This window comes from Apibacter sp. B3546, assembly GCF_009827885.1.
GTDB lineage: Bacteria > Bacteroidota > Bacteroidia > Flavobacteriales > Weeksellaceae > Apibacter.
Window position 1 is genome coordinate 29,765 of record NZ_WINW01000037.1, and the last position, 13,474, is coordinate 43,238.

A 13,474-nucleotide genomic window follows, 5' to 3' on the forward strand; every position below is an offset into this window, starting at 1 on the left:
TGATTGATTAAAAACGGATGAATTACCAGCCTTTAACAGCTCCTCCCTTGAATTCTCGATCGGTAGTTTCTGCAACTTCATCCGATTGATAAGCTTTAACAAATGTTTTTACATTTTCAGAATCTTTATTATCTTCTCTTGAAACGATTATATTCATATAAGGGGAATCTTTGTCTTCAACAAAAAGACCATCTTTTAATGTAAAACCGTCTTTGGCTGCAAATGTATTATTGATAATGGCAACAGCTACTTTATCATCATTTAGAATTTCAGTTAAAATAGCAGGATCCATATCGACTATCTTTAAATTTTTAGGATTTTCAATTATATCAGAAGCGCTTGAAATAAGGCTTTTAGGATCTTTTAATTTGATTAATCCTTCTTTTTGAAGAAGCAGTAATGCTCTTCCTCTGTTGGTGGCATCATTTGGAATTCCTATAGTACTGCCGGGTTGTAATTGATCAAGCGATTTTATTTTTTTAGAATATCCGGCCAATGGATAAATAAAAGTATTTCCTACTATGGCAAGTTTATATCCTCTTTGTTTGATGATATTATCCAAAAATGGTTTATGTTGAATAATATTAATATCAATATCCCCATCATTAAGTGCCGTATTCGGTAAAATATAATCGTTGAATTCTACCAATTCAACATCTAAGCCGTATTTTTCTTTAGCAACCTTTTGAGCGGTTTGGGCAACCACAAACTCCGGCCCCGATTCAACTCCAACCTTAATATAATTAGGATTATTTGCCCGGTCATTCTTGCAAGAACTTAGAAAAAAAACAGAAGCAAGTAAGGTAAATACTATTAGTTTTCTCATTATCATATTATTTTAGACTTTTTTTAATTTTTAACGATGATCCACTTTTTTTGAAAGATAATCTCCGACAAATTGGATCGCAAAAACAAGTAAAACTAATAATAATAAAACAAAATTCATAATTTCCATATTCTTGTTTACGTATCCTTCTTGATATCCAATTTTTCCCAATCCTCCGGCTCCAACAGTTCCTCCCATAGCCGAATAACCGACTAAAGTAATTAAAGAAATGGTAGCGCAATTAATTAATGAAGGCAAAGCTTCGGGTAACAATACTTTTTTAATAATTTGAAAAGGAGTTGCTCCCATAGCTTTAGAAGCTTCAACTAAACCGTTAGGTACTTCCAGCAGGCTGTTTTCAACCATTCTGGCGATGAACGGGGCAATTCCCAAACTTAGAGGAACTAAAGCTGCAGGAACTCCTATGGAAGTTCCTACAATCATCCGTGTAAAAGGAATCATCCAAACAATTAAAATAATAAAAGGAATGGCGCGGAATATATTTACTAGGGTGGAAACCGTTTGATTGAAAACAAGACTTTCTTTAAATTGGCCTTTGCGGGTGATAAATAGAAGGATTCCGACAGGCAATCCTATCAAATAACCGAAAAAGCCGGAGACAAAAGTCATGACTATGGTTTCCCAAGTTCCTTTTGCTAAGAGATCAATAATTGAATTAGACATATCCTAATAAAGTTACTTTAATGTTTTTACTTTTTAAATACTCAATAGCAGCCATTTCTTTAGAAATCGTACCGATAATTTCCGTTAGCATGACCCCGAATTTAACTCCCCCCGCATAATCCATTTGAGCGCTTATAATATTGTTGTTAATATCAAATAATCTGGAAATTTCGGATAATACCGGTTCATCGACCGTATTACCAGATATCTGTAGTTTTAGTAAAGGATGTTTTCCTTCTTCCGGCATATGGGTAATGCGTTTTTGATAATCTACCGGTATCTCTAAATGTAAGGATGAAGATATAAAACGCTGAGCTAATTCCGTTTTAGGATTTGAAAAAATTTCAGAAACACTTCCTTGTTCAATTAGTTTTCCACCGTTCATGACAGCTATATCATCACAAATTTGTTTTACCACATCCATTTCATGGGTAATCAATAAAATAGTGATTCCCAATTCCTTATTTAAATCTTTGAGTAGAGATAAAATGGAGCGAGTAGTGGAGGGGTCTAAAGCACTGGTTGCTTCGTCGGATAATAAAACTTTAGGGTTGTTGGCCAACGTTCTGGCAATAGCAACTCTCTGTTTTTGTCCTCCGGAAAGGTTCGCCGAATAACTGTCTAATTTATCCGTAAGTCCTACCAGTTCAACCAATTCATAAACTCTATTTTTTATTTTAGTCTTGGGAGTGTGATTTAATTCCAAGGGAAAAGCAATGTTATCAAATACAGTTCGGGAGGAAAGCAGATTGAAATGCTGAAAAATCATTCCTATATTTCTACGGGCAGAGGTTAATTTGGAAGGAGATAATTCCATCAAATTTTGACCATCAATCCAAACCTCTCCTGAATTAGGCCTTTCCAGTAGATTAACACATCTTATCAGTGTGCTTTTTCCTGCACCGGATTCGCCAATAACACCAACTATTTTTCCTTCGGAAACCGAAAGAGAAATATTGGAAAGGGCTATGTTTTTTTTGCCTTTATGTTCGAATGTTTTAGTAATATTTTTTAACTCAATCATTTAATTGATTAAATTTTTTAAGTCTTTATACGATTAGGATTTGTGCAAAGGTACAAATAGTATATAGAAACTCATATTAATTTACAACATTTACTGCTTGGAGAACATTTTAAATCATGCGAACCATTATAAGTTTATAATAAATTAGTTTATTTGGAGGTGTAAATTTTATAAAAATGAAATAGTATATAATTAAACCAAGTAAGAACTTTTGAAAATAAATTTATTAATAAAATAAACTAAAAAACTTGCATATTAATTGTGTACAATTTAATTTTACTCAATCTAAAAACGGTATGGAAAGTTTACAATTAAAAGATCAATTATGTTTTCCCATCTATGCGTTGTCCCGATTGATTACAACGCTTTATAGGCCACATTTAGAAAAATTAGGGGTAACTTATCCTCAGTATCTAGTGATGTTAGTTTTATGGGAAAATGAAGAAATGTGCGTGAGAGATATAGGCGAAATGTTGTGGTTAGATAGCGGAACCTTAACTCCACTGCTTAAAAGAATGGAGGAAAACGGACTTATAAAGAGATGTCGGTCTACTAGAGATGAAAGGCATATGTTGATTCATCTTTCAGATCAAGGAAGGAAAATGAAAGAAGAAGCATGGATAATTCCTCATAACCTTAAGGCAGAATTGGAAATGGAGGAAAATGAATTATCAGAACTTCAGAAAGAATTTTATAAGTTATTATCTATTGTTACGACAAAATGTAAGAATAAATGCAAGAATAAATCAGAATCAAAATAATATATTAAAATTAATTATATGGAATTAATAGACTCACTTAAATGGAGGTATGCAACAAAAAAATTCGATGCCTCAAAAAAAGTTGAACAATCGTTGGTAGATCAAATCATTGAAGCAGCTTGGCTAGCTCCCACTTCTTCCGGATTACAACCGTTTAAGGTTATTGAAATTACTAATCAGAAATTAAAGCAAAAGATGGTTTCCCTGTCTAAGGACCAAAAACAAGTTGAAGATTGTTCACATATTTTAGTTTTTGCTGCTTGGGATAATTATACAGAAGAAAGAATCGATACTATTTACGGACATATAACAAGAGAACGCAATCAGCCTTCTGATGCTTATCAAAGCTATACGGATCGTATTAAAGGAGTATATCTGAATTCAGCTGCTGAAAATAATTTTGAACATGCAGCACGACAAGCGTACATAGCTTTTGGTTTATCGATTGCTGCTGCTGCAGAATTAAAAGTTGATACTACTCCGATGGAGGGATTCGATAATCAGGCTATAGATGAACTTTTACAATTACGCGAACTGGGTTTAAGAAGTGTTGTCATGCTTCCTTTGGGTTACCGAGATGAAGAGAATGATTGGTTAGTTAATTATCCAAAAGTTAGACACCCTAAAAAAGATTTTTTAATTAAAATAGTTTAGAGAAAAACTTAGTTTACACAAAATTTTAATCATTAAAAACAATAAGAGGCTTTATTATTAAAGTTCTCTTATTTTTTTGGATGAGTATGAAAATTTAAAAATTACAGTTAAGCAGTTAAAAAGTAATGAAATAGCCATCGGAAACTAATTAGGGGTAAGAGGGTATGCCCGGAGAATAAGTTATACCTATTGTTTCCGAGGTATACCTTCGTTGTTACTAAGTATAGAATGTATAGGAACTTAACGGATATACGATTTACGAAATATATAAACCATAAAAAAATTAATCGGAACTTTAAGTAAAACTGTTTATATATCTAAAAATGTTTTAAGGTATTTAGAATGTAAAATATATGGTAGACAAATAAAAAAATAAAGATTAAAAAAATTTATTTCAATCAAGACAAATTTTTATCTTTATTATCTGAAAAAACTAATATATTATGATTTCTAAAATACATATCCCTAAAGGGACCTTGCCTTATATTTTCGGCTCAGATCATGAGGCGTTAACGCTAAATCTGGTTAATGAGGCGATGGATACAGATTTAAATTATATTGAAAATAAAAATTCATCAGGTTCAAAAAAAGAGCCTAAGTACATTTCAAATTTTTGGGGAGAAAATATTCAATCGGTATCCGCTATTGTAGGAAATAACGGTGCGGGTAAATCCACTTTGCTAAAAGCCATAAGAGATGGTAACTGCCAATTTATAGGAACGGATGGTAAAAAAATACCCCATAATTCCAAATTAATATTTTATTATAATTCAATTCTTGGATATAATGATACTCCGAATACCAGCTCACCCCTCCAAAATGTTCTAACACTTTCAAAATATTCAATATTAAAAAAAGATAGTGAGTATGCTGACCCGGAATTTTCAAGGTTCTTGAAAATTCATAATAATGCAATGTTAGAAAGAATTTTTAGGTTAATTAAAAACAAAAAAGTATATACTAAATTATTAGAACTGGGACTGCCTACGATAAATAATATAAAAATAAAAATAAATCATTCCAATAAAGATTATTATAATATACCGGATACATTTAAGCCTTTTTTTCAATATTTTAAAGACGATAGAGAAAGAAAACAAAAAGAACGAGAAAAAATATTAGAGAGAAAAGTTTATTTAAATAATGAAGATAAAGAAAATTTAAAAGTAAAAATTATAAAGGATGTAATAAAGAGAATACATTTAATTTTTGAGGAAACGGGTAACATATACATACGTGAAGGTTTTATAAGAGGAGGTAAAACCGTGGAATATTTAAAAACTAAAAAAATTTATGGTCTTAAAGATGCTTTTTTTTGGTATTTAGATAATGCCTATATCAAAGTTAATAATATAGAATTTCAATTACCTGTACAAGAAATAAAAAAATTAATTGATATTTTGTTATCAACAATTGAAAAATCAAATAAATTTAATTATTTTAGCGTTTATCGCGGTTTTCTCGATTACGATTTCATTGCTAATGATTTAGAAACATTAGAAATTATAGATGCTTATCAGGATTTTACAAAAGAATTTAAAAAACATTTTAAAGTTACTGATGAGCCTTTATTTAATTTTTCTACAGATAGAGAGTTAAGCAGTGGTGAAAAATTGATGTACGAACAATTTTCAATTTTTAATGAACAAGTTTCTCGTATTGAGAATGAAATAGGTATAGATAATATTTCAGATGAATATTTAATTTTACTGGATGAAGCTGATGTATGCTTTCACCCTTTGTGGAAGAAGAAATACATTAACATGCTTTTAGAGATTCTACCATTAATTTTTGTTAATAAAAAGCTTCAAATCATTTTCACCACCCATGACCCTCTAACTCTTTCAGATATACCTCATCAAAATATTCTTTTTTTGGGAAAAGGTGAAAATTATACAAAAGTATTAACAAACAAAAGAAAAACTTTTGGCGCTAATATTTCAAATTTATTGGCAGATTCCTTTTTTTTAGAAGATGGATTAGTGGGAGATTTTGCTAAAAAGAAAATTGAAGAAGTGATCCATGTTTTGAATAAGATGATTGAAAATAAAAACAATAATCAACACATTGACATTTCACAAGAAGAACAACAAAGGATTAGAAAATTAATCCGTATGGTTGACGAACATATAATCCAAAGTAAGCTCATTAAAATGTATAATGAGGCTTTTGGGCCTTCCATAGATAATGAAATACAAGAATTGGAAGAAAGATTAAATTATCTTAAAAATCTTAAAAACAAAACTCATGATTAGTATACGAGAATGTATTTCAGAATCTGATCTGTTAACTGCCAGAGAACAACACATTTCATTTATTTCCAAAGAAGTTAAAAAAAGAGTTGATTTTTATAAAAATTTATTTGAAACGATACAATTAACCCATCAAGGAAAAATAGAAGACGATGATATTGAGAATAATATAAAAAAAATTAAGTTGCATCATTCACAATATGATTCTTTTATTAAAGTAATCTTTAAAGACAATAAAAGTGTTGATAAAAAATATAAAAAATTAAAAAATAAATCTTTATTCCGTGAAGAACTTAAAGATTTCAAGAAGGTTTTAAAGATACTTAATGATTTACATACTAATTGTCGTCGTATTTTAGGTTTGGATTTAAGTTCAAATGAAGAAGACATCGTTCTATATAAAAAATATGAAGAAAAATATAGGAATTATAAAATTTTGCTAAATAAGATTTTTGATTATGAAAACTGGTTTCAGAAAATTACACCGGAAAAAGAATGGGGGCCCTATCAACTGACTAAAAAACTAGGAATACAAGTATGTTGCTATTGCAATCGCCAATATACGTTTACTTTATCTAAAGGAGTAAAAAAAATAACCAGGCCCGAACTTGATCATTTCTTGCCCAAAAGTAAACATCCTTTATTAGCACTAAATTTTTTTAATTTGATTCCTTCATGTAGTGTTTGCAATAGAGACTGTAAAGGAACTGTTGATTTTTCTTATGAAAAATATTTGTCACCCTATGAATCCAATCCTAAGCACCAATTAATAAAATATGATTACAAACCGGAAACCTATTTGGGTGCTATTGGCAAAACTGATGAAATAAAGGTTTTCACTAAGATAAATGAGGAAAATGAGGATCAACGTTTACAAGAAAAAGTAAAGGGAAATATCAAAGTTTTTGAATATAATAAAATAGCAAATGAACACAGAGATATTGTACAAGAGATTATAAAGAAAAGATGTATATTTAATGATAAATATATAGAAACCTTACAGCAAGCATTTCCCGATATTCATCTGACCTTAGAAGAGGCCTATCAATTAGCTTATGGCAATTTTTATGATGAAAAAGAATTTACTAAAAGACCCTTAGCTAAATTAACCAAAGATATTGCTGTTGCAACGGGAGTAATAAAAAATAAAATTAGCTAATTTTAAAGAAATTCGATAAAAATCAGTGAGATCGAAAAAATAGTAAAAACCAGGCGGTAAAGCTCGGGTTTGCTAAAAAGGTTTAGGTAAAAGTTAAAGAAATCAAATAGGTATATTATATAAAAAAAATCGCAACTTGTTAATTTATAAATAGTTGCGATTTACGTGTACCCAGGGCGGGAATCGAACCCGCACGATATTGCTACCACTGGATTTTGAGTCCAGCGCGTCTACCAATTCCGCCACCTGGGCATTTTTTTCAGGTGTGCAAATATACTTAAATATTCTTTTTCGCCAAAATTTATGTTTTTATTTCATTCATTCTTCCTTATATTCGTAAAAAAAGATTATGAAAATATTAATTATAAACGGTCCTAATTTAAACCTGCTTGGACAAAGAGAAACAGATATTTACGGTCATTATTCATTTGAAGATTATTTTAAACATTTGCAAAAAAAATTTATTGATGTGGAATTAGAATACTATCAAACCAACCATGAGGGCTCGATTATTGATAAGATTCATGAAAAAGGTTTTAAATGTGAAGGTATTGTAATTAATCCGGGAGCATATACTCATTATTCCTATGCAATACACGATGCTATAAAATCCGTAACCGCACTGGCTATTGAAGTTCATATTTCCGATATTGAAAAAAGAGAAGAATTTAGAAAAATTTCAGTCATTAAAGATGCTTGTGTACATCAGATTAAAGGCAAAGGATTACCCGGTTATGAAGAAGCTATTGAATATTTAATAAAAATGAAACAACCTTAACTAGCGAGTATAAATAATAAGTAATTGATAGTATAAATGAATGAAAAAATAAGTGGAAAAGTAATACATCAGATATTGTTTTTGATTATAATAATATCTCTTTTTATCCTTATTATAAGCCAATTGGCTATATTTCTTCCCAGCTTTTTAGGAGCAATTACATTATATGCCTTATCCAAAGATTTTTTCTTATATCTGACAGAAAAAAAGGGATTGAAAAAATGGATATCAATTAGTATAGTTTTTCTTCTTGCCTTATTGATCATTTCGATTCCGGTTTATTTTATTATTGAATTGACCTATTCTCAGGTACATACGGCTATAACTTATTTTGATAAAATAAATAATTCTCTGGTCAGTATTGTAAATGATTTACAAACAAAATACGGACTAAATATACTTAGCAAAGACAATATCATTCAAGCGACCACCTGGGTAGGCAAGGTTGTGCCTAAAATATTAAATTCAACAGTAAATTCTGTAGTTGTTTTTTTCTTTTCTTTTGTTTTATTCTATTTTATGATTATGAATATCAGGAAAATTGAAAGCACCTTTTTAAAATGGTCTCCCTTAAAAAAACAAAATACCGAAAGGCTAGGGCAAAGGTTGAAAAAAATGATCCAATCCAATGCCATCGGTATCCCATTAGTTGCTGTTGTTCAAGGGATGGTAGGAGCTGTCGGCTATGCCATTGTAGGATTGGATAATTTATGGTTTTGGTTTGCGGTTACAACTTTTACATCCATGTTGCCTATCGTAGGTTCTGCATTGGCCTATGTTCCGGTTGCCATTTTATTGTTCACTTCCGGAGAAACCTGGCAATCTGTATTTATTTTATTGTACGGCATTATAATTATTGGAACATCGGACAATATCGTGAGGTTTACATTACTTAAAAAACTGGACGATGTTCATCCGTTAATTACCATCTTTGGGGTAATATTAGGAATGAATATTTTTGGATTTATCGGATTAATTTTCGGTCCTATATTATTATCCAGCTTTTTCCTGCTTTTAGATGTTTACAATAACGAATTTAGCGATAATCCTTAAGAAAATGTAGTTCTACTATTGGAATGAATTTTGTTTTTTACCATGAATAAATTTAATAAACTGTTTCAGTCGGCAGTTAGTATAGGTTTGGGATTACTCATACTATCTTGCATTTCTAAAGACAGATTAGAAGTAACCAAAAAAGAAACAAAAATGAAGGTAACAAAATCAGAAGAAGAGTGGAAAAAGCAGCTTTCTCCCGAAGAATATTACATTTTGAGAGAAAAAGGAACAGAGGCACCTTACAGTGGAAAATTCAATATGCATTTTGAAAAAGGAGTGTATACTTGCAAAGCTTGTGGTGCGGTTCTGTTTGATAGTGATTCTAAATTTGATTCGCATTGCGGATGGCCCAGCTTTGATCATGAAATAGCCAAAGGCCGAATTATCGAAAAATTAGATACCTCTCATGGTATGACCCGAATGGAAATCCTTTGTGCTAATTGCGGGAGTCATTTAGGACATGTGTTTAATGATGGCCCTACAAAAACCGGATTGAGATATTGTGTTAACTCTGCTTCACTGGATTTTGTAAAAGAATAATACATTATTTACCAATTGTAAGAATTAACATTATGGCCAAAATCCTAAGAATTTATTCGGAAAATCCTTCAGAAAAAGCAATTAATGAAATAGTTGAGGTGTTAAAAAAGGGAGGAATAATTGTTTATCCTACCGATACGGTTTATGGATTGGGTTGTGATATTTTTAATCACAAAGCCATGGAAAAGCTTTCCAGAATTAAAAATGTTAAACTGGAAAAAACAAACTTTTCCTTTATTTGTAATGATTTACGAAATTTATCTCAGTACACTAAGCCCATTGAAACGAATCTATTTAAACTTCTGAAAAGAACTTTGCCGGGGCCTTTTACTTATATTCTTGCGGCTTCCAATACGCTGCCCTCTTATTATAAGAATAAAAAAACAGTAGGAATTAGAATTCCCGATCATAATATTCCTAGAATGATCGTTGAAAAATTAGGCAATCCCATAGCATCCACTTCAACACATGATGATGACGAGATTTTAGAATATATTACAGATCCCGAATTAATAGCCGAGAAATATGATAAATTAGTAGATATAGTTATTGATAGCGGTGCGGGAGGTTATACTCCTTCTACGGTTGTAGATTTAACTTCCGGGAGTCCGGAAATACTCCGCCGGGGAAAAGGAGATTTAGATCTCTATATTTAATCTCTATTTACATTTACTATTTCTGATCGAAAAAATCAGTTACATATAAAATAAAAAAGAACCGAATAATTATATTCGGTTCTTTTCTTATAAAAATTTGAAAATTTTCTTTTTTAATAGGACATTAATTTAAACAATTCATGTAGAATAAGATGTATTAATAATTAAATAATTCATCAATAGACAATTCATGAACAGTTCCTAATTTTTTAACCGAATTCCAATTAAGATTTTCCTTTTTTCCAATTAAAGATACATTATAGGTTTTTCCCTTGATTTCACGATTAAAAAAATCTTTAAGATCCTTAAGTTGCAATGTTTGTATTTGAGAATACATATCTTTTCTTAAATCGTAATCAATTCCTCTTTTTTTGGCGGAAAGATAGGACCAATAAATTGCTGATTTAGTAATACGGTCTGAAGCAATTTGTTTCAAAGCACTTTTTTTAGCATTGTCAAATTGTTTAATAATTTCAGGCATATTGTTCATTAAATCTTTCATTGCGTCAACAGCTTGTGGTAATTTATTGGCTTGAGTTCCAATATAGGAAGAAACATAATCGTATTTATCCTTATCAGAGGCGATGGTATAACTGGCGTAAGCAGAATAAGCTAATGATTTACTTTCACGAATTTCTTGAAAAACAATGGAAGACAGACCTCTGCCGAAATACTCACCAAATACTTTTGCATAAGGCATTTTAGCTATATCAAATTTATTTCCTCTTGATTGGAAAAGTATTTCGGCTTGTACCATGTCGTACGGAGCAAAAAACAAGCTGCCGTCAGAAGCAAGTTCCTTATAAGTTATAGGGGAATTATACTCTTTTCCGCTTCCGAAATTATGATATTTTTGAACCGCTTTTTTAATAACAGATTCATTCGGTCCGTAATAAAATATTTCATGTTTGTAATCGAATAAACTTTTACATATCTTAACTAAGTCCGCAGGTTTTTTGTTTAATAAATCCGCTTCAGAAATAGAATTTCTTAATCTATTATTTTCTCCATAACGGGCATACAAAGCTAAAGCATTCAGTATTGCCTGTTTATTTAATTTAGAATTTTTTCTGGCTTTAAGTATAGTTTGTACATATTTTTGATATGTTTCTGAATCAGGATTAGCATTTTGCAAAAAATGTTCAAATAATTCTATACCTTTTGGAATATTTTTTTCTAAACCTTGCAGGTTTAGGAATATTTGTTCATTTTGAACCTGAATAGAATAACTGATTCCTATTTTATAGAACTCTTTTTCAAGATTGGATTTTGTATACTTATCAGTGCCCAGAAGGGAAAGATAATTTAAGGCCAGATCCAATTCTTCATTGTTATCTGATCCAAAGTCAAATATGTAATATAGATTTCCTAATTCGTTATTTGAATTTTTAATATAAGAAAGAGGAATATTTTTTACATGATCAAAAGTTATTAATTTTTTATAGTCTATAAATTGAGGTTGAATTTCTTTTTCGGGAAGTTGCGAGAATTTTTTATAAAAATCTGATTGTTTCGTACGATTTAAAGTTATAGGAGTTATTCCCGGATTTTCAACGCGGACCAGTTTATCATTGGTTCCTTTTTCTTTATAAACCACAACATAATTATCCTTATAAAATTCATTGGCAAATTTTACAATACTCTCTTTATTCATTTTATCCAACTCATTAAATTCATCTAAAATTTGTTGCCAAGATAAATTTTGGATAAAAGCATTATACATTTGAGTTGCTACCCCGTTGGCTGTGTCCCAGCTGCTGATGCGTTGCGTTTTTAAATCATTGACAATAGCTTTAATCAACCAATCATCAAAATTTCCTTTTTTTATGATTTCTAACTGATCTAGTAAAAGTTTTTGTACTTGTTCCAAAGATTGTCCTTCTCTAGGAGCTCCATATAAGGAATGAAGACCATAGTCTTTAAAAATAGATATATACGATCCTGCCCCTTGAGCTAATTGTTTTTGATTGATATTTATATCGATTAAACCCGCACCGGAATTATTCAAAATCATATTAACCATTTTAACGTAAAGAGCCTCTTTGCTTCCGGCTCCACTACATCTAAAAGCTAATTGGATTCTTTCTGAAGATGGACTTTTTACTACTCTTTTAACAACAGAGGTCAACGGCTGTTCAATGGGTTTTTTCAAAACGGGCAATTCTTTATATTTGAAATTGCCGAAATAGGTATCTACTAATTGTATGGTTTCATCAAAATTTAAGTCGCCCACCAATACAATTGCCATATTATTTGGAACATAATAAGTCTCATAATATTCATGAATTGCTTTCATGGACGGATTTTTCAAATGCTCGGATGTTCCTATAGTGGTTTGTTGTCCATAAGGATGGGTAGGAAATAGAGCATCCATCAATTCATAATTAACTAAACGCATATCGTTATCTTGAGCTCGATTAAATTCTTCATAAACAGCTTCCAATTCTGTGTGAAAGAGACGTAAAACTAATTCGGAAAATCGTTCTTTTTCAACAAATAACCATCTTTCTAATTCGTTGGATGGAATGTTGTTTTTATAAACCGTTTCATCTAGCCAAGTATGCGCATTGGTTCCGGTTGCGCCCAATTCTGAAATTAACTTGTCGTATTCGTTAGCAATGGCGTATTTAGATGCTTCTTGGGATACTTCATCTATTTTTTTATAAATTTCCTTTTTCTTTTTTGGATTTTTTTCGGCTTTATGTTGTTCGTATAAATCTGAAATACGGTTTAATAATACAGATTCCTTGTCCCAATCAGAGGTTCCGAGTTTACTGGTTCCCTTAAACATCATATGCTCTAGATAATGAGCAAGGCCGGTATTCTCGGACGGATCATTAGCAGATCCGGTACGTACCGGAATGTATGTTTGAATTCTTGGTTCATCATTATTTCGGGATAAATATACTTTTAAACCATTTTTCAGCGTATAAATTCTTGAATTGGAGGGATCGTTCGTTACCGTTTCATAAGTATACCCCTTTGAATCTGTTACTGTTTTAGTTTTATAGATTTGTGCGTTCGTGGTCATTATAAAAAATGTTAATACAAGTAATAAAAATATTTTTTTCATATTATTATTAG

12 protein-coding genes and 1 tRNA gene are annotated in these 13,474 nt (G+C 30.8%); 8 read left to right on the forward strand and 5 right to left on the reverse strand.

The genetic code is table 11. The features are described from left to right. Positions 1–22 precede the first annotated feature (22 nt). From metQ to metN, 3 genes are read right to left on the reverse strand one after another with little or no spacing between them, the layout of a single operon-like run. Positions 23–826 carry a methionine ABC transporter substrate-binding lipoprotein MetQ gene (gene metQ, locus GFU93_RS08690; protein ID WP_221411324.1) on the reverse strand — a complete coding sequence of 268 codons (804 nt, stop codon included), beginning with the start codon at positions 824–826 and terminating at the stop codon, positions 23–25. A gap of 30 nt (positions 827–856) precedes the next feature. After that, positions 857–1,510 (reverse strand): methionine ABC transporter permease MetI, encoded by a 654-nt coding sequence (metI, locus tag GFU93_RS08695; protein WP_105296857.1) that lies wholly within the window; start codon positions 1,508–1,510, stop codon positions 857–859. Then, positions 1,503–2,534 carry a methionine ABC transporter ATP-binding protein MetN gene (metN, locus tag GFU93_RS08700; RefSeq protein ID WP_160568793.1) on the reverse strand — a complete coding sequence of 344 codons (1,032 nt, stop codon included), beginning with the start codon at positions 2,532–2,534 and terminating at the stop codon, positions 1,503–1,505. Before metN ends, metI begins: the two co-directional genes overlap by 8 nt. 248 nt (positions 2,535–2,782) lie before the next feature. Here metN and GFU93_RS08705 point away from each other — a divergent pair, with 248 nt between their 5' ends. The 4 genes from GFU93_RS08705 to GFU93_RS08720 all read left to right on the forward strand — a co-directional run bounded on the left by GFU93_RS08705 (position 2,783) and on the right by GFU93_RS08720 (position 7,360). After that, entirely contained in the window at positions 2,783–3,295 is a 513-nt protein-coding gene (locus GFU93_RS08705; RefSeq protein WP_221411325.1) for a MarR family winged helix-turn-helix transcriptional regulator, read from the forward strand. A gap of 18 nt (positions 3,296–3,313) precedes the next feature. After that, positions 3,314–3,949 (forward strand): NAD(P)H-dependent oxidoreductase, encoded by a 636-nt coding sequence (locus tag GFU93_RS08710; protein WP_160541640.1) that lies wholly within the window; start codon positions 3,314–3,316, stop codon positions 3,947–3,949. A 443-nt stretch (positions 3,950–4,392) separates the two neighbouring features. After that, the gene (locus GFU93_RS08715; RefSeq protein WP_160568795.1) at positions 4,393–6,204 is read left to right on the forward strand and encodes an AAA family ATPase; all 1,812 of its coding nucleotides are present in this window, start codon (positions 4,393–4,395) and stop codon (positions 6,202–6,204) included. Then, entirely contained in the window at positions 6,197–7,360 is a 1,164-nt protein-coding gene (locus tag GFU93_RS08720) for an HNH endonuclease (RefSeq protein ID WP_160568797.1), read from the forward strand. Before GFU93_RS08715 ends, GFU93_RS08720 begins: the two co-directional genes overlap by 8 nt. A gap of 168 nt (positions 7,361–7,528) precedes the next feature. On the opposite strand, the gene GFU93_RS08725 is transcribed toward GFU93_RS08720, so the two are convergent. Beyond that, positions 7,529–7,612 (reverse strand) — tRNA-Leu (locus tag GFU93_RS08725). Positions 7,613–7,709: 97 nt separating this feature from the next. Here GFU93_RS08725 and GFU93_RS08730 point away from each other — a divergent pair. The 4 genes from GFU93_RS08730 (at position 7,710) to GFU93_RS08745 (ending at position 10,390) form a co-directional block, all read left to right on the forward strand. Then, positions 7,710–8,138, forward strand: coding sequence for a type II 3-dehydroquinate dehydratase (locus tag GFU93_RS08730; RefSeq protein WP_160568799.1), 429 nt, complete (start codon positions 7,710–7,712; stop codon positions 8,136–8,138). Positions 8,139–8,174: 36 nt separating this feature from the next. Then, a complete protein-coding gene (locus GFU93_RS08735) occupies positions 8,175–9,191 on the forward strand; it encodes an AI-2E family transporter (RefSeq protein ID WP_160568801.1) in 1,017 nt (338 codons plus the stop codon). Between the two features lie 153 nt (positions 9,192–9,344). Then, complete coding sequence (gene msrB, locus GFU93_RS08740; RefSeq protein ID WP_255410572.1) at positions 9,345–9,734, forward strand: peptide-methionine (R)-S-oxide reductase MsrB; 390 nt, start codon at positions 9,345–9,347, stop codon at positions 9,732–9,734. Between the two features lie 32 nt (positions 9,735–9,766). Continuing rightward, positions 9,767–10,390, forward strand: a complete 624-nt coding sequence (locus tag GFU93_RS08745; protein WP_160568803.1) for an L-threonylcarbamoyladenylate synthase — start codon at positions 9,767–9,769, stop codon at positions 10,388–10,390. A gap of 157 nt (positions 10,391–10,547) precedes the next feature. Here the strand turns inward: GFU93_RS08745 and GFU93_RS08750 are convergent, their stop codons facing one another. Beyond that, entirely contained in the window at positions 10,548–13,463 is a 2,916-nt protein-coding gene (locus tag GFU93_RS08750) for a pitrilysin family protein (RefSeq protein WP_160568805.1), read from the reverse strand. Positions 13,464–13,474: the final 11 nt, after the last annotated feature.

Bases quoted from the DNA above. Each gene is read 5' to 3' on its own strand.
- msrB (WP_255410572.1), top strand. From the start codon at position 9,345: ATGAAGGTAACAAAATCAGAAGAAGAGTGGAAAAAGCAGCTTTCTCCC.
- GFU93_RS08745 (WP_160568803.1), top strand. From the start codon at position 9,767: ATGGCCAAAATCCTAAGAATTTATTCGGAAAATCCTTCAGAAAAAGCA.
- metQ (WP_221411324.1), bottom strand. From the start codon at position 826: ATGAGAAAACTAATAGTATTTACCTTACTTGCTTCTGTTTTTTTTCTA.
- metI (WP_105296857.1), bottom strand. From the start codon at position 1,510: ATGTCTAATTCAATTATTGATCTCTTAGCAAAAGGAACTTGGGAAACC.
- GFU93_RS08750 (WP_160568805.1), bottom strand. From the start codon at position 13,463: ATGAAAAAAATATTTTTATTACTTGTATTAACATTTTTTATAATGACC.
- metN (WP_160568793.1), bottom strand. From the start codon at position 2,534: ATGATTGAGTTAAAAAATATTACTAAAACATTCGAACATAAAGGCAAA.
- GFU93_RS08730 (WP_160568799.1), top strand. From the start codon at position 7,710: ATGAAAATATTAATTATAAACGGTCCTAATTTAAACCTGCTTGGACAA.
- GFU93_RS08710 (WP_160541640.1), top strand. From the start codon at position 3,314: ATGGAATTAATAGACTCACTTAAATGGAGGTATGCAACAAAAAAATTC.
- GFU93_RS08735 (WP_160568801.1), top strand. From the start codon at position 8,175: ATGAATGAAAAAATAAGTGGAAAAGTAATACATCAGATATTGTTTTTG.
- GFU93_RS08720 (WP_160568797.1), top strand. From the start codon at position 6,197: ATGATTAGTATACGAGAATGTATTTCAGAATCTGATCTGTTAACTGCC.
- GFU93_RS08715 (WP_160568795.1), top strand. From the start codon at position 4,393: ATGATTTCTAAAATACATATCCCTAAAGGGACCTTGCCTTATATTTTC.